The organism is Streptosporangium sp. NPDC087985, assembly GCF_044741965.1.
Classification (GTDB): Bacteria; Actinomycetota; Actinomycetes; order Streptosporangiales; family Streptosporangiaceae; genus Streptosporangium.
In genome coordinates this window covers 71,453-89,654 of the sequence record NZ_JBIUTQ010000023.1, presented here as the reverse complement: position 1 = coordinate 89,654, position 18,202 = coordinate 71,453, and the positions used below count along the sequence as shown (strand labels likewise).

Below are 18,202 nucleotides of genomic sequence, written 5' to 3'. Positions count from 1 at the left end.
CAACCGCCAGAGCGACGTGCGCTGTACGGAGAACGCCCAGGTCCTGGAGCTATGGCGACGATGGAGGGCTCAGGGAACTGTGGGGTTATTCCTTAGAGAGCGCCAACGCAGAAGGGCCTTACCGCTCACTTCTGCGCGGATCCTCCTCCCTCCGGAAACCACCGGCACTGGCCAGACGTCTGCTTTATGGTGAGTGATCCAGTGATGCGATCATGCGCACCGACGGAAGGCAGAGCGAGCAGGCGCCCGGCGAAGCGGCCGGGAAGGGCGGAGGCGTAGTGGAGATCGAGCTGGCGAACGCGGTCGAGATGGTCCGTGATGAGTTGCTGGCGGCCGCGGTGCACGGCGCCGACAGTGAGATCGCCTTCACCGTCGGGCCGATCGAGCTGGAGTTCGCTGTGGAGCTGAAGGTGGATGCTAAGGCCAAGGGCGGGTTCAAGGCGTGGGTCATCACCGCTGATGCCGAGGCCGGCATCACCCGCGGCCGCACCCACAAGGTCAAGGTCACGCTCACGCCCAAGCACCGCGACGGCAGCGACCTGCTGATCAAGGGCGCGCCCGGTCCCGGCGACGGGCCGGGTGAGGTGTCTGGCCACCTGGGCCGCTGACGCGACGGTGGTGGCAGGCCGGTCGGCGCGATCGTGCGCGGCCGTAAGGCGGATGAGAGGTGAGGGCGGATGCAGGTGCGGCGGGTCGTCGGCGTCAGCCGGACCGGCGGGCGGGGGTCGGGGTATGTGATCGCGCCGCGTTTGGTGTTGACCTCGGCGCACGTGACCGGTCCGGCCGGAACGAGCGTGCAGGTGTTCCATCCGGGCCAGCCAGGGGTGTACGCCGCTGCGGTGGCGTGGGCGGGTGCGGCGGGCAGCCGGGACGACGCCGCCCTGGTGGTTATCGACGATCCGGCCTGGAAGCCGCCTATGGATGGAGTGGTGCGGTGGGGCCGCACCGTCACCTACCAGCCCGGCATCCAGTGCCACAGCTGGGGGTTGCCGGCGTTGGCGCAGCGGGAGGGCCGCCCGGCGGAGCTGTGGCAGCCCTGGGGCACGCTGAACCCGGGCGATCGCTACGTCGGCGACCGGTACGTGATGAGCGTGCACGGTCACCCTCCGGAGGCGCCCGGGAATGGCTCCTCGCCGTGGGAGGGCATGTCCGGGGCCGCTTTGGCGTGCGGGGACCTGCTGGCCGGGGTGATCGCCGCTGACCCGGCCCGCCTGGCGCACGCTCGCCTGGAGGCGGTGCCGGCGTATGTGCTGTTCGCGAACCCGGCTTTCCGGCGGGTGCTGGCCACCCACACCGGGCAGGCCGACCAGGTGCTGGAGCCGATCGAGTACCAGCGTCTGAGCGAACCCGCCGAGCCGGCGTCCGGGGCACGCCCACGCTCACCGACGGCGCTGTTGCGGGCGCGGCGGCAGGTGGTGCCCTTCCACGGCCGCGAGCAGATCCTCACCGACCTACATGCTTGGGCGGATCGGCCGGGGTTCGGCGCCTGTCTGGTGCACGCCGACGGAGGCCAGGGCAAGACCCGGCTTGCCCAGCATCTGGCCGGCCAACTGGGCACCGCAGGATGGGCGGTGGTGTGGCTGGATGCCCGAGCCCCGGCCGCAGACCTGGAGGCCCTCAAGGACGCCGCCGCGCCGCTGCTGATCGTCGTTGACTACGCCGAGGCTCGCACCGCACAGCTGGCCGCGGTGCTGGAGGCCTGTGCCCGCCACCGTGGCGCCACACCGGTCAAGGTGCTGCTACTGGCCCGCACCGCCGGATCCTGGTGGCGGGAACTGAGCGAGGAATCGGCGCTGGCTGAGACGCTGCTGGATGGCGCTGTCGTGGTGCACCTGCCGTTATTGGAACCCGACCCCGGCATTCGCACCGACGCCTACCGTGAAGCTTTGACCGCGTTCGCCTCCGCTTTGGCGGCCCTGCCCAGCTGGCAAGATCACCCCTGGGAGCAGCTGGCCGCCACCCTGCCCGGCCTTCCGCAGCGGGCCGGGTTGGGCAATGCGCTGACGTTGCACATGACCGCGCTGGTCAACCTGCTGGATCGCGCTACCCCTACCCCCGCCCCTACCTCGGGTAGCGACGGTGAGGACGGCGCCGATGGGGTGGAGGACCGGCTGCTGGTGCACGAGCGCCGCTACTGGCGCACCACCGCCACCGACCACGGCTTGCATCCCGCCCTGAGCATGGCCACCCTCACCGACGCACTCGCCGCCGCGATCGGCTGGAGCGCCGCCACCCGCGCACAGGCCGACGCGCTGCTGGAGCGGGTGCCGAGCCTGGCCGACCAGCCCGCCGACCGTCGCACCGGCGTCCGCGCCTGGATCGCCGAGTTGTACCCGTCGACCGTCGGCCTGCCGTGGGGAGATCTGCAGCCCGACCGGCTCGCCGAGTGTTTCCTCGGCCGCCACCTCGAGACCAACACCGACCTGGCCGACCACCTCACCCCGTATACGACTCCTGATCAGGCCACCCGGCTGCTGACCATCTACACCCGCGCTGCCGCCCACCCGGTCTTCACCCACCGCCTGGATGAGGCCCTGACCGGGTTGTGCATGCGGCACGCCGATGTGCTGGCCACCCCGGCGATCCAGGTCGCCACCCAGGTCGAAGCCCCCCACCCCCTGCTGACTGCCCTGAACCGTCTGCTGTCCGATCCCGACCTCGACGCCGAAACCCTGCGGCAGTGGAGTAATCACCTCCCAGGCACCAGCTACGTCCTAGCCGAATGGGCTACCCAGCTGAACGTGCGCTTGGTCGACCATGGCCGCCACCACTCTGACCTGCCCAACCTCGCCACCAGCCTGTACAACCTCTCCATCTGGCTGCGAAGGTCAGGCCGGCGGGAAGAGGCGCTGCAGGCCATCACCGAAGCCGTCGCCATCCGCCGCCACCTGACCACAACTCGCCCCGAGGAGTTCCTGCCCGACCTCGCCGGCAGCCTGAACAACCTCGCCGTCCGGCTGGGAGAGCTGGGCCGGCGGGAAGAGGCGCTGCAGGTCATCACCGAAGCCGCCCAGGCGTACCGCCGCCTGGCCGAGGCCCGCCCCGACGCCTTCCTGCCCGGCCTCGCCGGCAGCCTGAACAACCTCTCCGTCCAGTTGAGAAGGTCAGGCCGGCGGGAAGAGGCGCTGCAGGCCATCACCGAAGCCGTCGCCATTTACCGCCACCTGACCACAACTCGCCCCGAGGAGTTCCTGCCCGGCCTCGCCGACAGCCTGAACAACCTCGCCGTCCGGCTGGGAGAGCTGGGCCGGCGGGAAGAGGCGCTGCAGGCCATCACCGAAGCCGTCGCCATCCACCGCCACCTGACCACAACCCGCCCCGAGGAGTTCCTGCCCGACCTCGCCACCAGCCTGTACAGCCTCGCCCTCCGGCTGGGAGAGCTGGGCCGGCGGGAAGAGGCGCTGCAGGCCATCACCGAAGCCGTCGTCATCCGCCGCCACCTGACCACAACTCGCCCCGAGGATTTCCTGCCCGACCTCGCCACCAGCCTGAACCACCTCGCCCTCCTGTTGGGAAGGTCAGGCCGGCGGGAAGAGGCGCTGCAGGCCATCACCGAAGCCGTCGCCATCCACCGCCACCTGACCACAACCCGCCCCGAGGAGTTCCTGCCCGGCCTCGCCACCAGCCTGGACAACCTCGCCCTCTGCCTGGGAGAGCTGGGCCGGCGGGAAGAGGCGCTGGAAGCCATCACCGAAGCCGTCGCCATCCGCCGCCACCTGGCCAAGCTCCATCCGACTATGTATCAGGAGGAATTGGATCGATCTTTGGCTTTCATGAATCGGATGCACAACGGCTTTGGTGGCGATTGAGGACACGAGGTGATGGGTGCCACCCTTGCAGTACTGTCGCAGCTCTTTAGAGTTAGATGCGGGGCGGCCCGAAGTCTCGCCATTTTCATGATCGAGCGGTCGGGTTTGTGTGACGCTGTGTGATGCCTGCTGGTCAGTTGGGCAGGGCGATCGGGGGCATCCACAGGTTGCCGGTGAAGGCACGGCGGATCGCGTCAAAGGTGTTCAGTCCGTGTTTGCGGGCCGAGTCGAGGTGGAGCGTACGGCCAGCCAGGCAGCGGCACCAGTGTCGGACTGATGGCAGCCGGAGATCTTCACCTGGGTCTTGACCGGCCGTAGCGCGCGCTCAGACGTAGCAGAACACGCCGCTGTGGCGGACGAGAACCTCGATGCCGGGCCAGTTCTTGCGGGCGTGGGGGTCCCGGTAGTACGGATGTGAGTAGTTGCGGTGCAGGAAGTAGCGGCGAGATTGATCATGGTCGGCTACCACAGCGGACTGTCTCGGTGGGGAGCTTCGAGGAAAGATCGGTGAGCGGATGCGGGGTCGGGCTACGGTCGGGCCGTGCCAGTGGGGGTCCCAGCAGCAATGGAGCAGAATCCAACGAGCCTGCCCCTGACCTGCGGTGACGTGGTGTTCCGCACCGGCAGAAGGACTATCCGCCCTGGTTATTGGCGCTGAGGGCTGATCCGCGGGTCAGCGAGGTTAGAGCCCTCAGCGGAGGGCGGCGTGGGCCTGTTCGACAGCGGGTTCGTTGGATTCTGCTCCATTGCTACTGAGACCCCCTGAAATCCCAGAGTTCAGGCGAACTGAAGGGTCTTCAGGATGAACCCACGGGTCTTCAGCTTTCATAGGGCGTCTGGACCCTTGGGTTCGTCACGACTGGCGGGGTCTTGTTCCTCGATCATGGTCGCGAGGAGGGCTCGGGCGTTCTCGGCGTAGCGGATGGCGGTCTTGGGGTCCAGGCCGAAGACGGCGGCGAGGTGGAGAGGGTCGGGGCCGTGCGTGAGGGCTTCTTCGAGCTGCCGGTCGACGCGTAGGCGTTCGAGGGTCGCGGCCTGACCACGCAGTCGGGTCTTGGCGAAGTAGATGGTGCTCACCGGGCCCGTTCCGTGGGCGCTCATCTGATTGATCAGCAGGTGCGGGTTGGCGGTGCTGGGCCAGCGGGTGCGGCGGTGGTCCAGCCATTCGAGCAGGATCTGGTGGGTGAAGTCGTCGATCGGTCGGGGGCGTCCGGCGATGGTGAGGCGTCGGTTGCCCAGGTCGACGTCCTCCAGCAGCAGGGCGCGAATCGCGCCGGGGCGGGCGGCGTGAACGGCGGCGAGCGTGAGGGCGAGCCGGGCCGCCGGGATGGTGGCTGCCTGGACGGCTTGGTCGATGTCGGTTGAGGCGAGTGGTTGCGCGAGCCGGTAGGGCTGCTGGCCGACCTTGATGTCGCGGGTGGGGTTGCGGAAAATTTTCCCGGTCTTCCTGGCGAAGGTGAACAACGAGCGCAGCGAGATCAGCAGCTGGATCCGGCGGGAGCCTGTCAGGTCATCGAGGGCGGCCAGAACGTCCTCGCGAGTGATCTCGCGCAGATGGTCATAGCGCTGTGACCAGGTCAGGAGGGTGGGCTGGACGTTGTTCATGTGAGTCCAGACGGTGTCCGTCTTGCGCGCGGCGGTGCGGGGCCCTCCCCGGGCCAGGGTTCGGAGCCAGTGCTCGGTCTCGACGCGGATGCCGTCGGCCAGGCCGTCGAGCTTGCGCTCCAGCCAGGCTTCGAAGGAGGGGCGCCGGTCATCGATGAGCACACCCATCTCGGTCAGGACCTCGGCCACTCGTTCGACGCTGATGTCCAGGGCCCGGATGGCGGGGAACAGCTCGGAGTAGCGGATGACGTCGCCGGCGGTGTGTCGGGACAACACGACGGTTAAGGCCCTCAGGACGTTGTCGTGCATGCCTCGGCGCCAGCCGTGGGTCTCGCCGAGCTGGTGAGCGACATAGATGGCCCACCTCAGCCAGGGATTACCGGGGTCGGCGGCGGTGGCGGCATCGAAGCGGGTGAAGTCGCGGCGTGCCTCGAGCAGTCGGAGCTGGATCCAGCGGATCGGCGGGTGCCGGGCAGGTTCAGGGGGCGGCTTGCGAGGCGCGCCGCGCCGATTGTGGGTGCGGGGCGGGGTCGTCGAGGCGCCTCGGCTGTTGAGCATGCCGGCGAAGAACAGCTGATGGAAGGCGCCGACCTGGTCCAGGAAGCGGGAGGCGATGACCCTTCCGCCCGCTGGGCCGGTCGCGCGAGCCTCGGCCCGGGCCTGGTTCCAGCACAAGCGGCAGTGACGGTTGCGCAGCAGGGCCGGCCGGCCGCATCCGGCGCAGGGTTGCTCGTCACCGCGGTGCTTGTTGCGCCACAAGGTGCAGGCGGCGCAGCGTCGCCCGTTCAAGATGCCCCAGGCCATGCAGTCGATGCAGCTGGCCGGGCTGCGTTCGGCGAAGTACGGCATCTCACGGAGGCGGCAGCGAGCGGCCGTCCCGCTGGCGTGGTGTCACCATCGGCGCGTTCGAGGCCGCTGCCGCCGCCGGGGCTGTCTGCTGGTCGTCAGCCTTGCGCACCTTGTCCGCTTCGGGGATCAGAAGTTCCTCGACGCCGCAGTTCAGCACCGCGCAGATGACGTTGAGGTCGTCGAGCTTGATGCTGGCCGGCTCGCCCGACCACAGGCCGGACATCTTTCCGGCGCTGATCGTCAGGCCGTGCTCGGCGAGCATCCGCTGCAGCTGGCTGGCCTTCCAGATGCCGCGGTTGGCCGCCGCCAGCCGCAGATTCCACTTCATCGCCGTAGTCCTTCCAGCCGGGTGGCAGCGCGCTGCTGGCCCGCAGCCCAGGCGTCCTCAATGTGAGTGCCGGTGACGTGCACGTATTTCATCGTGGTGGCGATCCATGCATGGCCGAGCAACTGCTGGATGGCGATCAGGTCCATGCCCTGCTGATAGAGCTGGGAGGCGCAGAAGTGCCGCAGCACGTGCGGGGTCAGGACGTCGGCCCATTCCGGCAGATGGGCGGCGGCGGCCTTGGCCAGCGCGACCCGGAGCGTCTCATCGCCGACGCGGGCGACCGACCCGTCGGTGTTCTTGCGCTCCGACAGCAGCAGAGCCACGCCGGGCCGGGTGTGATCGTCGCCGAACTGGCCCCACACGTCCTCGACGAACCAGCGCAGCGTCGCTGCGGCATTGTTGATCAGCGGCACCATCCGCTCGCGCGGCCCGGACCCGCGAGCGCCCTTGCCATGACGGACATGCAGCTTGCCGAAGCGGCCCAGGTCCCACTTGATGTCGGCCAGATCCAGCTTGCACGCCTCATTCACGCGCAGCCCGACCTCGGACATCAGCCGGCAGGCGGTGTAGTTGCGGGCGGTCGGGGCGAACTTCCGGCAGCTCGCCAGTTCCTGCCGCCACCCGGCGAACAACCGGCTCACCTGCTCGACGGTGGGCGGGATGCGCAGCTTGCCCAGCGGGCCGCCGCGCGGCCGGTTCATCTCATCGATCGGGCACTCGACGACGCGACCTGTCATCTGGTGGATCTCGACCTTGTGACGCAACTCCAGGAACAGGAAGAACGTCTTGATCGCCTGGGCCCGGGCCAGCCGGGTGCCCTTCGCGGTGGAGCGCAGCACCTTGCCGAAGTACGCATCGGCGTCGGCGGGCTCCATCTCCCACAACGGGCGGCCGAACCAGGCCCGCACCTGCTCTAGGTGCACCACGTCGGAGGAGATCGTCCCGTCCGACAGCCCCGCCGCCGCCCGGGCCAGCACGAACCCGGCCAGCACGTCGGTCTCCAGCGCCTCCAGGTCCTCCGCGGTGGCCGGGGCACGCGCCACCCGCAGATCCTTCACCACCGCCAGCGCCAACTCCGGCCACCTCGCCTTCACCCTCACAGCAAGACGAACGACCAGGACGATAGACCTTCAGAATTCCCGAAATCCCATCAACGCCCAAAGAAGCCGGAGCGCCAGGAGATAAGCCCAGGTCCTGGGGCTAGAGAGCCCCAAAGAGCCCAGCGGAACTCAAGGGTTATTAGTCATTCGAGGCTCGATGTTCCTCGACCCCCGAGTCGTACCTGTTGCTCGCGACCTGCAGCGCTCTCTATCACCGAGGCGGGGGTCGGATGCGCGTCGGCAACCGACCCTGTCACGTCGGCGCGGCGGGTTCCGGGTCAATTCGCCGGCAACTGGGCGTAGAACTGCGCGGGGTCTGCCGCGAGCGAAGCCTTCACGTAGCGGCTCGCGTCATCGACCAGCACCTCGATCGCACCGGACTCCACGCCGTCGAGGCTGGCTCGGGCGACCTCCGCCGGGTCGATCTTCGGGACGTCGTAGCCGGCCATCATGTCGGTGTCGGCGGCTCCGAGGTGCACGCCCTGCACCAGGGTCTTCTGGCCGGCGAGCTCGATGCGGAGGGCGTTGGTCATGTTCCACTCGGCAGCCTTGGCCACGGCATAGGCGCTCGATCCGCCGGAGGCGAACCACGACAGCGCCGACAGGATGTTCACGATCGCTCCCCCGCCGTTCGACGCGAGAACCGGCGCGAACGCGCGGATCACGCCGAGGGTTCCGAACACGTGCGTGTCGAGCTCGAGCCGGATCGTGTCGAGGTCGCCGGTCAGGAGGTTCGCGCGAGTCGCGACGCCGGCATTGTTGACGAGCAGAGTGACATCGGGGGCTGCGGCAGCCGCATCCGTCACCGACCGCGCATCGAGGAGGTCCAGGCGCAGCACCTCGACCCGCGGGTCGGACACCTCGATCAGCTCGGGGCGGCGGGCCGTGGCGTAGACCTTCGCGGCCCCGCGCGCGAGCAGTTCGTCGACGAAGCGACGGCCGATGCCACGATTGGCTCCGGTGACCAGTGCGATCGAGTCGGTGACATCCATAGGGGTTCCCTTCGCTTCGGTGCGAACGCGGTCGCATCCGCCCTCTGGCGGTTACGCTAAGACTTCACGTTGACGTCAAGGCAAATCGGGCGCGGCGACGGATGCCGACGGCTGACGCGAACTGGAGGATGCACACCATGCGAATCGGGGAACTGGCCAGCAGGTCGAAGGTGAGCACGCGCGCGCTCCGCTACTACGAGGAGCAGGGCATCCTCAGCTCTGAGCGCACACCGAGTGGCCAGCGGATCTACGCGGATTCGGCGGTGGACCGAGTGCGGCTCATCCAGCACTTCTACGCCGCCGGGCTCGGCAGCCGCACGATCGCGACCATCCTGCCCTACGTCGACGCCGGGCACGCGGAACCCGAGGTGATCGAGAGCCTGCGCGCCGAACGCGCTCGCATCACCACAAGCGTCGCCGAGCTCGAGGAGGCGGGGCGGAAGCTGGATCAGGTGATCGAGCTCGCCGTGCGTCCGGATCCGGAGCACTGCCCGTCATTGCGCGAGCAGCCGGCCGTCAGGGACACGGCATCGGTCTGACTGCGCGCAACGCGAGGCGGTTCGTACTGGGCTGCCGCTGACCTCGTTCTCGGTGACCCAGCTGCCTGCGGGCAGGTCGATGAGCAGGAAGGAGACTTTGGTCGCGGCGGTCCGGGCCGGTTGTCTCCAGACTCATCTCAGCACCCGCAGGCCACGGCGAGACGGGGGGCGGTCAGCGGGCCGGACCAGGCGCCCGGCCGCCGTCCGCCGCCACCCCGTTCAAGCGCGGGGCAACCGCAGGCCCGACATGCCGCCGTCGACGGCGAGCGACATCCCGGTGGTCGCACCGGCCGCGGGGTCGGCGAGGTAGGCGACGGCCGCGGCGACCTCCTCCGCGCTCACCAACCGGCCAGTGGGCTGGCGGGCCGCGAGGCGCGCCTTCTCCCCCTCCGGGTCGTCGGTCCGCGCGAGCAGCCGTGCCACCCATGGCGTGTCGACCGTGCCGGGGGCAATGCAGTTGACCCCGATGTCCTCGGCGACCAGGTCGGCCGCCATCGCCAGGGCCAGCGCGTCGGGGGGTGGTGGTTGGCTCTGTCCCGCCGGTGAACCCGGTCACCTACAACGGCATCACGTACGCCATTGGGCAGGCGAACAACGCGCTGCTGTACCCGGGACTCGGCCTCGGCGCGATCGTGTCGCGGGCCAGCCGGATGAGCAAGGGCATATTCTCGGCAGCCCGCCGAGGCCGTCGCCGGCCTGGTGGACGTGCACACTCCGGGCGCGTCACTGCTGCCGCAGGTGGACAACCTGCGTGAGGTCTCGGCTACGGTCGCGACCGACGTCGCGGACCGCGCGGCCAAGGAGGGGCTTGCCCGGGCCGAGCTGCACAACACCGTCCAGCAGGTGCACGACGCGATGTGGCAGCCGGTCTACCGCCCGGTCAAGGGAGGTTGATCATGGAGGCGCAACGCCAGGACACGGTGCCGCCGATCCGTGACGTCCCGATCGGGCTGGACGCCAAAGGCACCCGAACCGAGACCGACTCCCTCGGCGACGTCCAGGTGCCCGCCGACCACTACTGGGGCGCCCAGACTCAGCGGTCGCTGACCCACTTCGACATCGGTGACGACCGCATGCCCAAGGCGGTTTATCACGCCTACGGCTACGTCAAGAAGGCCGCGGCGATCGTGAACGCCCGGGCGGGGCGGCTGCGGCAGTGGATGGGCGACCTGATCAGCAAGGTGTCCGACGAGGTGATCTCGGGACGCCTGGACTCAGAGTTCCCGCTGTACGTCTGGCAGACCGGATCAGGTACCCAATCGAGCATGAACGTTAACGAGGTCATCTCCAACCGGGCGATCCAACTCCTCGGCGGCGAACTCGGCAGCAAGACGCCCGTTCACCCGAATGACCACGTGAACATGGGGCAGTCGTCCAACGACACCTTTCCGACGGCCATGCACATCGCCGCCGTCCAGGCGATCGACAAGGAGCTGCTCCCAGCTCTGACCCGGCTGCGCGAGGCTGCCGCACGCAAAAGCGATGAGTGGGCGCACGTGGTGAAGATCGGCCGTACCCACCTTGAGGACGCGACGCCGCTGACGGTCGGCCAGGAGTGGTCAGGATACGTGGCGCAGCTCGACGACGACATCGAGTTCCTCAGGACCGCGCTCAAGGGCCTGTACCGGCTCGCCATCGGCGGCACCGCGGTCGGGACCGGGCTGAACGCGCCACCCGGGTTCGGGGACGAGGCCGCCGCACAGATCGCCGAGTTGACCGGGTACCCGTTCGTGAGCGCGCCCAACAAATTCGCCGCGCAGGGGTCGCTCGACCCGCTGGTCCGCACGTCGGCGGCACTGCGAACCCTTGCGATCTCGCTGTTCAAGTTCGCCAACGACATGCGCTGGCTCGGATCAGGTCCGCGCACCGGCCTGCACGAGCTGATCCTGCCGTCGAACGAGCCGGGTTCCTCGATCATGCCCGGCAAGGTCAACCCCACCCAGGCCGAGGCCATGTTGATGGTCTGCATCCAGGTCATCGGAAACGACACCGCAGTCTCGATGGCCGGCGCGGAGGGCAACTTCGAACTCAACGCCTTCCGCCCGATCATCATCAACAACGTCCTGCACTCGATCCGGATACTGGCCGACATGTGCGACCACTTCCGCGAGTACCTCGTCGAGGGGGCGAAGCTCAACGCGGCCAAGCTCAAGCACAACATCGATGACTCGATCATGATGGTGACGGCGCTGAGCCCGGTCATCGGCTACGACCAGGCCGCCCGGATCGCCCATCGAGCGCTCGACGAGCACCTGACGCTCCGGGACGCGGCCACCAGGTCTGGTGTCAGCGAAGACCTCTACGACCAGGTCGTCGTGCCCGAGCGTCTCACCCGGCCGGGCACTGCCGGCACGAACGGCGAGCAGAAGCCCGGGCGGGCATAGGACACGAATCTAGAGGGGAAGGTCGCGCCATGGCCAGGCGTACGGTCGGCGACCAGTTCGCGGAGATCCTGCTCACCACAGGCGTGCGGCGGTGAGCGGGGCCGCTCCACGCGCTTTTCCGCCCCAGGGGTCCCGGTAGTAATCGCCGAAAATCCAACGGGTATACCCCTGACCTGCTCCGATGTAAGAGCGCCGCAGAGCTGGTGCGCCGGTAGTGGGCACGGCGGACCGGGCCAAGGATGCCGCTGACCTTGCCCGGGTGCTTCACGTCGACGCTGGTCAGCGCTATCCGTTGAAAATTTCGCCGATAGGGTCCTGATCATGGTGTGGCCGAACTTCGGTGTGGATTCGATTCCATTGGTGCTTCCCGCTGCCGACATCACGATGAGTGGTGAGTCCGCGCTGCTGCATGCGGAGAAGGCAGAGTTCGAGGTCGTGCTGGGGGTCACGATCGACGTTCGAGAACCCGGTGCCATCAGAGGGCCACGCTGGGAACTACTGATCGACACAGAACACGACGGTCCGGCCGAACTGTCCTGGGACGCGGACACCCGCGTCATGACGTCCCGTGCCACAGACGTGGACGGGCTGATGCGCAGTCTCAATCTGGTGCACACCTTGGCGCGCAGCGGCTCACCTCAGGTACTTGACCTGCCTTGCGAAGATCTGGCTGCGGCGGTGGACCGCACCGTTGCCGAGGTCGGTGCGTGCTACCCGGGTTTCGCCCTGCGGGGACTGGACTGGGCCGAGATCTGTCGCGACCATGCACAGGACGTGCTGATAGCGGCCGATCCATTCGCCGCCGCGCAGCGATGGACGGCCCGGTTGCAAGATGCGCACACCGGCATCGAGCCGGTCATGCGTCCCACGCCCCTGCCGTACGTCGTCACCGCCCGCGACGGCGGCGCACGATTCGTTCGCGTGCCGGCGGGGACGCCTGCCTACGAGGCGGGCGTACGGCCAGGCTGGCGCCTGATCGGGCTGGACGGCGCCGAAGGAGAGGATCTCGCGGCAATGATCGTCGATGTCTGCTCCCGAACCCCGAGCCCTCCTCACGCCCACGCCTTCCTGTCCGGACGCCGCCTGCTTGCTGTCGGAAACGGACAAATTCGGGCGATGAAGGCCACAGGTCCCGGTGGAGCACGAGCGGCCTGGAGTGAGGACGGTCAACACGACGCCGGCGAGCCCATCACCTGGCGCCGGTTGGACGCAGGGGTCGGCTACCTGCAGATCGCGATCTGGACCGACCTGGACGCGGTGGAGCAGGGATGCGAGACGGCCCTGACCGACCTGCGGGGGTGTGATCGCCTGCTGCTGGATCTCCGGGGCAACGTCGGCGGCAACCTCATGCTCGCCACCGCCACGCGCGACCGTTTCCTGCGAAGTGAAACCCGCCTTGGCTCCATCCGCTACACGGATGGAGCCGGCGGCCTGGGCCCGGTGACGCAGCTCAAAGGTGAGCCCTCATCGGCGCGACGCTGGGCCGGGCGACTGGCCGTACTCACCGATCCGTTGACCTGCTCGGCCAGTGAGGACTTCCTGCTGGGCCTGCAAGGACTGGAGCACGTCAAGGTGATCGGCCAGCCCAGCGCCGGCGGTAGCGGTCGGCCGCGCCATTTAAGGCTGCTGCCAGAATGGACCCTCCGCATCAGCACGGCACTCACCTACGACAGGACCGGCCATTGCATTGAAGGACATGGCATACCGGTCGACGTCCCCACCGCGGTGGACTGGCCGGTTCCCGCAGAGGCGGGTAGAGAGCTGAGCGATCCGGCGATCCGCGCGGCCATAACCATCTGAGCCGGCATGGCAGAACATCGCACTGGGATCGGTGCAGAGCTCCTAACCGAGGTGAGCGCGTGCCGGATCCCGCGCGGGTCGGCGACCCCATTACCGGCGCGGATCCCAACCGTGATCTCAAAGTGCCACTGGAGCGCCAGGCCCCCTACCCCCAAATATGCATCCAAGAATCTAATTTGATATCGTCGTACCGTGCGACTGACGAAGTTCACGGACCTGGCCTTACGGGTCACCATGCGCCTGGCGGTCATGGAGCGAGGATCGATACTCACCACCAGAGAGGTGGCCGAGGCAATGGCGATCCCCTACACCCATACCGCCAAGGCCATCGCCCGGCTCCAGCACCTGGGAGTGGTGGAGGCCCGCCGGGGGCGCGGAGGCGGCTTGGAACTGACCGGCTTTGGCCGTACGGCGTCGCTGGGCTGGCTGGTCCGCGAACTGGAGGGCGAGGAGGAGGTCGTCGCGTGCGAGGGGGACACCCCCTGCCCGCTGCGGGCCGCCTGCCGGTTGCGCGGCGCACTGCGTAACGCCCAGCAAGCCTTCTACGCCTCGCTGGACCCGCTTACCGTGAACGACCTGGTCGCCTCACCGACAGGACCGGTCCTGCTCAGCCTCAGCTGATCGGCAGCATACGACCCATCCCCGTCGGACGATCTTAAATATGAATCTCATTTACTAATTTGGAGGATCTTATGCTCTCGCCAGAGTCGGCCGCGACCGTCCGCGCCACCTTGCCCGTGATCAGCGGCGCCATCGAGGACATCACCGCGCGCTTCTACGAGACGATGTTCGCCGACAACCCCGAGCTGCTCCAGAACCTGTTCAACCGGGGTAACCAGGCCAGCGGTGAACAGCGCAGCGCACTGGCCGGATCGATCACCGCCTTCGCCGCCATCCTGGTGGAGCGCCCCGACGACCGGCCGGACACGATGCTCGCCAGGATCGCGAACAAGCACGCCTCGCTCGGTGTCACCGTCGACCAGTACGCCATAGTCCACAAATATCTTTTCGCCGCCGTCGCCGAGGTGCTCGGCGACGCTGTCACCCCCGAGGTGGCGGGCGCCTGGGACGAGGTCTACTGGCTGATGGCGAACGCGCTGATCGCTCTGGAAGCGGATCTCTACCGCGACTCGGGCGAGGGCTGGCTTCAGGCGACGGTGGTTGAGCGTCGGCGCCAGACCGCAGACACGGTCTCCTTGACCCTGCGGCCGCGGACCCCCCTGTCCTTCAGACCCGGCCAGTACGTCAGCGTCGCGGTCACCCTGCCCGACGGTGCGAGGCAGATCCGGCAGTACAGCTTCTCGTGCGCCCCCGAGCGTGGCGACTGGCGGATCACCGTCAAGCGGGTGCGGGGCGGTGACGCCCCGGACGGAGAGGTGTCCAACTGGCTGCACGCGAACGTTCAGGCAGGGGACGTGCTGACGATCTCCGCACCGTTCGGCGACCTGACCCTGCCTGCGGGCGACACCCCGCTGCTACTGGCCTCGGCCGGAATCGGCGTCACTCCCATCCTGTCGATGGTCGACCATCTCGCGGCCACCGGTTCCACCCGCCAGGTCACCGTCGTCCACGCCGACCGCGCCCCGGCCGACCATGCCCACCGGCAGGAGCTCAAGCAGTTGGTAGCCGGGCTGCCCGGCGCCACCCTGCATCGGTGGTACGAGGAGGCGTGTGACTGCTCCTGCCAGCCGGCGCCGAACATCGGCCAGGTCGACCTGGCGGAGATCGACCTTCCTGAAGGGGTGGTGGCCTACCTCTGCGGGCCGCTGCCGTTCATGCGGAGCGTCCGCACTGACCTGCTCCGACGCGGAGTGCCCGCCTCGGACATCCACTACGAGGTGTTCGGTCCCGACCTCTGGCTCGGGCAGGACTGATCATGTGGAGTTGCACGCCGAGGCCGCGCGCCGCCCGCGGGTGCGGGAGGTCCTGGCCGAACTCAACCAGGCCGACCTCGGCACCTTCCCGCTGGCGCGTGCGTGGCGTCTTGCTCACTCGACCATGAGCTCCCTGATCTGCTCTCGTAGTGTGTCGGTGCCTCCGGGCCACCCTCGCAGCAACTTGCCGCCCTTGCTCACCAGCGCGACCAGCGGCGGCTCGTCGACGTGGTACTTCTGCCAGACCAGCCCGGTCGGGTCCAGCCCCACCGGGTGGTTGACGGCGTTCTTGAGCGCGTAGGCCTTCATCTCCTCGACGCTCGACGAGCCGCCCACTCCGACGAAGAGAACGACGTCGCGGTACTCCTCGGCGAGTTTGTTGATCTCTGCCTGCCGATCGACGCAGAGCTTGCACCACGACTCGAGGAAGACCAGGACGACGGGCCGGCGGCCCCACTCCGCCGCGACATCGAGAACCGAGCCGTCGAGGAGCGTCAGGCTGAATGTGGGTGCCGAAGGAGCGGTAGTCGGGGGGGCACGAAGGTGACGCCCTCGGGCACGGGCCCGGGGAGCGCTGCCGGGGCAGGCGGGGCGGGCCTGCCGGCCTCGCCCGCTGCGCCTGAGCAGCCGGTCACGGCCAGGGCGATGAGGAGAGCGAGGGAGCAGATGGACCTCATGACACCACCACTTCGCCGGCGATACCGACATTGTCGCTCTTCTTGATCGGCAGAGCCGCGCGACCATCGATGACCATCAGGTACTCATCCGGCTTTCGCACCGCGTCGACCTTGAGCAGCATCACGCACATGGTCGGCTGACGCTTCACGGCGCCGAAGTCGACATCCATGATCTTCTCGGACGTGCCGGCGGGCAGCACACCTCGAGCGACCTCGTTGCCGTTCCCGTCCTCGATGGCGAACGGCGCCTCCTGGTGGGCGAAGCGGTACGGCCCCGCTCCGGCGCAGCTGGTACCGAGTGGCCGCAGGTTCCCATCAGGGATGATCAGTCGTATGGTCTGGGTCTCGACGTCCGCCGCGTGTGACTCGCTGGCACAGCCAGTCACGAATGTGGCGCCGAGCAGGAGGGCGCCGACAGCGGCGCTCCGCGATGGGCTCATTGTGTGCCTCTCGACCGAACGATTTCGCGGGCCCAGCGCGCTCCTGCCGGGCCGGAGGTCAACGGGTGAATCATGTGTGAAGTGCGGCAGAGTGCGATGTCACGCTTCAGGTGACGGGAGGCGTGGCCTCCCATCACCTGAAGGTGCTCCGGCTCCTATCGGTTGGGGCTGGTCTCCCGCACGCTGATGGTGCAGGAGAGACTGCGTGTGGCGGTCGGGTCGCTCTCCGAGGTCGCCGTCAGGGTGACCACGGTGTTCTGGCTCGCTCCCGGAACGCGAGTGACGTAGACCGGAACGTCGACGGACTCGCCGGGGCGGGCCGTGGTGAGGGCGTTGTCCAGCTCGGCGGTCCAGCCCTTGCCGCTCGAAGCGGTGCTGAGGCGTTGAACTCCTCCCCGGCCTGAAGGCCGGAGACTCTCCCGTCGCGTCGCGGTCAAGCGGCGCGCGGGGGTTGACGCTTCACCGACCGGGTAACCCCGAGGTCTCCACGTCCTGACACCGGCGTTCCGACGGCGTTGTTGATATTGATCGCGGCGTTGGTATCGGCATGCCCGACCCAACCGCACACGGGGTTGGTACAGGCGAACACGGTTCTGTCGCGGCCGGCCGCATCACGGTGACCGCACCGGTGGCACGTCTGTGAAGTGCCCGGGGCGGGAACCTTGACGACCTGTCCGCCCCGGTCGGCACTCTTGTAGGCGAGCAGGGTGACGGTCCGGCCCCACGCCTCGCCGCTGATCGACCGATTCAGCCCCGCCTTCTGGGCGACGTTCCTGCCCGGGGCCTCGATCGTGCCCCTGGCGGATTTGACCATGTTGAGAATGGAGAGTTTCTCCACCTTGATCACGCTGAAGGCGTCGGCGAGTTCGGTGGTGGTCTGGTGCTGCCAGTCGACGGCTCGGCGCTTGGCTTTCGCTCGCAGCCGGGCGATCTGATCGTAGGTGCGCTGCTCCCGCCCCGAGGGGCGGGTCTTCTTCGGCCGGGCCGCACGCCGGCGAGCCGACGTCTTCTCCAGCCGGCGCAGGTGTTCCCTCTCGCCGCTGGTGAGCCAGGGTGCGTGCTCACGCATGGTGCCGTCCGACAGGGCCAGCGCGACGGTGATTCCCCGGTCGATCCCGACCCGCGGGCCGGGGTGCGCGGCCGGGGCCGGCACCTGGCGTTCGGTCCGGAACACGATGTGCCAGCCGTCGGCTTCTTTGACCAGGCGGGCTCCGGTGATCCGCCCGGCGGGGCCGCCCCTGGTGAGGCCGGGCAGGTCCTTGGTCCAGCGAAACCGCACCCGCCCGACCTTGGGGAGATTGAGCGCGCCCCAGCGCCGGTTGACCCGCTTGATCTGCAGATCGCGGGCTTGGGGGACGTCCACGGCCCACCGAGTCCGCACCCGGCCCTTGAACGTGGGCCGCTGGGCGGGGTGGTCGGGGTTGAGGAAATTCGCCCACGCCTGCCGATACGTCTTCAACACCGCCTGGGCGGCCTGGGCGGGCAGTTGTCCCATCCAGTCGATCTCGCGGCGGGCTGCCCGGATCGCCGCGTCGCAGTCCTTCAACGTCGCGAACCGGCCCTGGCGGAAGGTGACGTACTCATGCAGCAGGTTCCACAGCGCGCGGGCGGTGTGCGCCTGAGCGTCCAGCACCGCCACCTGGGCCGCGCCGAGGTCGAGTCGCGCCACGTGCGCCCGAGCCCGCTTCACCAACTCCACACCGTGATCGTATCGTTCGGTTTACGTCACCGTGATGGAATCCCAACCCCCAGGTGCGCACCGGACGCCGTGTTGTCCGCACCCTGCACGCACACGTGGTGTCCGT

At 68.4% G+C, this 18,202-nt stretch carries 19 protein-coding genes; 9 read left to right on the top strand and 10 right to left on the bottom strand.

All coding sequences use genetic code 11. The features are described from left to right. The first annotated feature begins 212 nt into the window (after positions 1-212). Together ACIN94_RS28990 and ACIN94_RS28985 are read left to right on the top strand one after the other, a co-directional pair. Positions 213-608: a trypco2 family protein gene (locus tag ACIN94_RS28990; protein WP_400712724.1), complete on the top strand. Its 396-nt coding sequence runs from the start codon at positions 213-215 to the stop codon at positions 606-608. Between the two features lie 69 nt (positions 609-677). Next, complete coding sequence (locus ACIN94_RS28985; RefSeq protein WP_400712721.1) at positions 678-3,809, top strand: tetratricopeptide repeat protein; 3,132 nt, start codon at positions 678-680, stop codon at positions 3,807-3,809. Between the two features lie 325 nt (positions 3,810-4,134). On the opposite strand, the gene ACIN94_RS28980 is transcribed toward ACIN94_RS28985, so the two are convergent. The 5 genes from ACIN94_RS28980 to ACIN94_RS28960 form a co-directional block, all read right to left on the bottom strand. After that, positions 4,135-4,278 (bottom strand): hypothetical protein, encoded by a 144-nt coding sequence (locus ACIN94_RS28980; protein WP_400712718.1) that lies wholly within the window; start codon positions 4,276-4,278, stop codon positions 4,135-4,137. A gap of 356 nt (positions 4,279-4,634) precedes the next feature. Continuing rightward, the gene (locus tag ACIN94_RS28975; protein ID WP_400712715.1) at positions 4,635-6,263 is read right to left on the bottom strand and encodes a hypothetical protein; all 1,629 of its coding nucleotides are present in this window, start codon (positions 6,261-6,263) and stop codon (positions 4,635-4,637) included. Between the two features lies 1 nt (position 6,264). Beyond that, positions 6,265-6,591, bottom strand: a complete 327-nt coding sequence (locus ACIN94_RS28970) for a helix-turn-helix domain-containing protein (protein ID WP_400712712.1) — start codon at positions 6,589-6,591, stop codon at positions 6,265-6,267. Continuing rightward, positions 6,588-7,691 carry a tyrosine-type recombinase/integrase gene (locus ACIN94_RS28965; protein WP_400712709.1) on the bottom strand — a complete coding sequence of 368 codons (1,104 nt, stop codon included), beginning with the start codon at positions 7,689-7,691 and terminating at the stop codon, positions 6,588-6,590. Before ACIN94_RS28965 ends, ACIN94_RS28970 begins: the two co-directional genes overlap by 4 nt. A gap of 278 nt (positions 7,692-7,969) precedes the next feature. Then, a complete protein-coding gene (locus ACIN94_RS28960) occupies positions 7,970-8,683 on the bottom strand; it encodes an SDR family oxidoreductase (RefSeq protein WP_400712706.1) in 714 nt (237 codons plus the stop codon). A 137-nt stretch (positions 8,684-8,820) separates the two neighbouring features. Here ACIN94_RS28960 and ACIN94_RS28955 point away from each other — a divergent pair, with 137 nt between their 5' ends. Then, entirely contained in the window at positions 8,821-9,222 is a 402-nt protein-coding gene (locus ACIN94_RS28955; RefSeq protein ID WP_400712703.1) for a MerR family transcriptional regulator, read from the top strand. A gap of 219 nt (positions 9,223-9,441) precedes the next feature. On the opposite strand, the gene ACIN94_RS28950 is transcribed toward ACIN94_RS28955, so the two are convergent. Continuing rightward, positions 9,442-9,717 (bottom strand): SDR family oxidoreductase, encoded by a 276-nt coding sequence (locus tag ACIN94_RS28950; protein WP_400712700.1) that lies wholly within the window; start codon positions 9,715-9,717, stop codon positions 9,442-9,444. 23 nt (positions 9,718-9,740) lie between these two features. Between ACIN94_RS28950 and ACIN94_RS28945 the strand changes: the two genes are divergently transcribed. The 6 genes from ACIN94_RS28945 to ACIN94_RS28920 all read left to right on the top strand — a co-directional run bounded on the left by ACIN94_RS28945 (position 9,741) and on the right by ACIN94_RS28920 (position 15,280). Continuing rightward, positions 9,741-9,977, top strand: a complete 237-nt coding sequence (locus tag ACIN94_RS28945; RefSeq protein WP_400712697.1) for a malic enzyme-like NAD(P)-binding protein — start codon at positions 9,741-9,743, stop codon at positions 9,975-9,977. Continuing rightward, entirely contained in the window at positions 9,922-10,116 is a 195-nt protein-coding gene (locus ACIN94_RS28940; protein WP_400712742.1) for a hypothetical protein, read from the top strand. The genes ACIN94_RS28945 and ACIN94_RS28940 overlap by 56 nt, the downstream gene beginning before the upstream one ends. Before the next feature lie 2 nt (positions 10,117-10,118). After that, complete coding sequence (gene fumC, locus ACIN94_RS28935) at positions 10,119-11,606, top strand: class II fumarate hydratase (RefSeq protein WP_400712694.1); 1,488 nt, start codon at positions 10,119-10,121, stop codon at positions 11,604-11,606. 321 nt (positions 11,607-11,927) lie between these two features. Continuing rightward, a complete protein-coding gene (locus ACIN94_RS28930) occupies positions 11,928-13,406 on the top strand; it encodes a S41 family peptidase (protein ID WP_400712691.1) in 1,479 nt (492 codons plus the stop codon). 192 nt (positions 13,407-13,598) lie between these two features. Then, positions 13,599-14,027, top strand: a complete 429-nt coding sequence (locus tag ACIN94_RS28925) for an RrF2 family transcriptional regulator (RefSeq protein ID WP_400712688.1) — start codon at positions 13,599-13,601, stop codon at positions 14,025-14,027. A gap of 71 nt (positions 14,028-14,098) precedes the next feature. Next, on the top strand, positions 14,099-15,280 hold the full coding sequence (locus ACIN94_RS28920) for a globin domain-containing protein (RefSeq protein ID WP_400712685.1): 1,182 nt from the start codon (positions 14,099-14,101) through the stop codon (positions 15,278-15,280). A gap of 114 nt (positions 15,281-15,394) precedes the next feature. Here the strand turns inward: ACIN94_RS28920 and ACIN94_RS28915 are convergent, their stop codons facing one another. The 4 genes from ACIN94_RS28915 to ACIN94_RS28900 all read right to left on the bottom strand — a co-directional run bounded on the left by ACIN94_RS28915 (position 15,395) and on the right by ACIN94_RS28900 (position 18,096). Next, entirely contained in the window at positions 15,395-15,988 is a 594-nt protein-coding gene (locus ACIN94_RS28915) for a TlpA family protein disulfide reductase (protein ID WP_400712682.1), read from the bottom strand. Beyond that, positions 15,954-16,397, bottom strand: coding sequence for a hypothetical protein (locus ACIN94_RS28910; RefSeq protein ID WP_400712679.1), 444 nt, complete (start codon positions 16,395-16,397; stop codon positions 15,954-15,956). Before ACIN94_RS28910 ends, ACIN94_RS28915 begins: the two co-directional genes overlap by 35 nt. 155 nt (positions 16,398-16,552) lie before the next feature. Continuing rightward, positions 16,553-16,834 carry a hypothetical protein gene (locus ACIN94_RS28905; RefSeq protein ID WP_400712677.1) on the bottom strand — a complete coding sequence of 94 codons (282 nt, stop codon included), beginning with the start codon at positions 16,832-16,834 and terminating at the stop codon, positions 16,553-16,555. Continuing rightward, a complete protein-coding gene (locus ACIN94_RS28900) occupies positions 16,831-18,096 on the bottom strand; it encodes an RNA-guided endonuclease InsQ/TnpB family protein (RefSeq protein ID WP_400712674.1) in 1,266 nt (421 codons plus the stop codon). Before ACIN94_RS28900 ends, ACIN94_RS28905 begins: the two co-directional genes overlap by 4 nt. Between the last annotated feature and the right edge of the window lie 106 nt (positions 18,097-18,202).

Excerpts from the sequence above, each read along its gene's own strand:
- ACIN94_RS28990 (WP_400712724.1), top strand. The coding sequence starts at position 213 with ATGCGCACCGACGGAAGGCAGAGCGAGCAGGCGCCCGGCGAAGCGGCC.
- ACIN94_RS28985 (WP_400712721.1), top strand. The coding sequence starts at position 678 with ATGCAGGTGCGGCGGGTCGTCGGCGTCAGCCGGACCGGCGGGCGGGGG.
- ACIN94_RS28975 (WP_400712715.1), bottom strand. The coding sequence starts at position 6,263 with ATGCCGTACTTCGCCGAACGCAGCCCGGCCAGCTGCATCGACTGCATG.
- ACIN94_RS28970 (WP_400712712.1), bottom strand. The coding sequence starts at position 6,591 with ATGAAGTGGAATCTGCGGCTGGCGGCGGCCAACCGCGGCATCTGGAAG.
- ACIN94_RS28960 (WP_400712706.1), bottom strand. The coding sequence starts at position 8,683 with ATGGATGTCACCGACTCGATCGCACTGGTCACCGGAGCCAATCGTGGC.
- ACIN94_RS28955 (WP_400712703.1), top strand. The coding sequence starts at position 8,821 with ATGCGAATCGGGGAACTGGCCAGCAGGTCGAAGGTGAGCACGCGCGCG.
- ACIN94_RS28950 (WP_400712700.1), bottom strand. The coding sequence starts at position 9,717 with ATGGCGGCCGACCTGGTCGCCGAGGACATCGGGGTCAACTGCATTGCC.
- fumC (WP_400712694.1), top strand. The coding sequence starts at position 10,119 with ATGGAGGCGCAACGCCAGGACACGGTGCCGCCGATCCGTGACGTCCCG.
- ACIN94_RS28930 (WP_400712691.1), top strand. The coding sequence starts at position 11,928 with ATGGTGTGGCCGAACTTCGGTGTGGATTCGATTCCATTGGTGCTTCCC.
- ACIN94_RS28920 (WP_400712685.1), top strand. The coding sequence starts at position 14,099 with ATGCTCTCGCCAGAGTCGGCCGCGACCGTCCGCGCCACCTTGCCCGTG.
- ACIN94_RS28915 (WP_400712682.1), bottom strand. The coding sequence starts at position 15,988 with ATGTCGGTATCGCCGGCGAAGTGGTGGTGTCATGAGGTCCATCTGCTC.
- ACIN94_RS28910 (WP_400712679.1), bottom strand. The coding sequence starts at position 16,397 with ATGAGCCCATCGCGGAGCGCCGCTGTCGGCGCCCTCCTGCTCGGCGCC.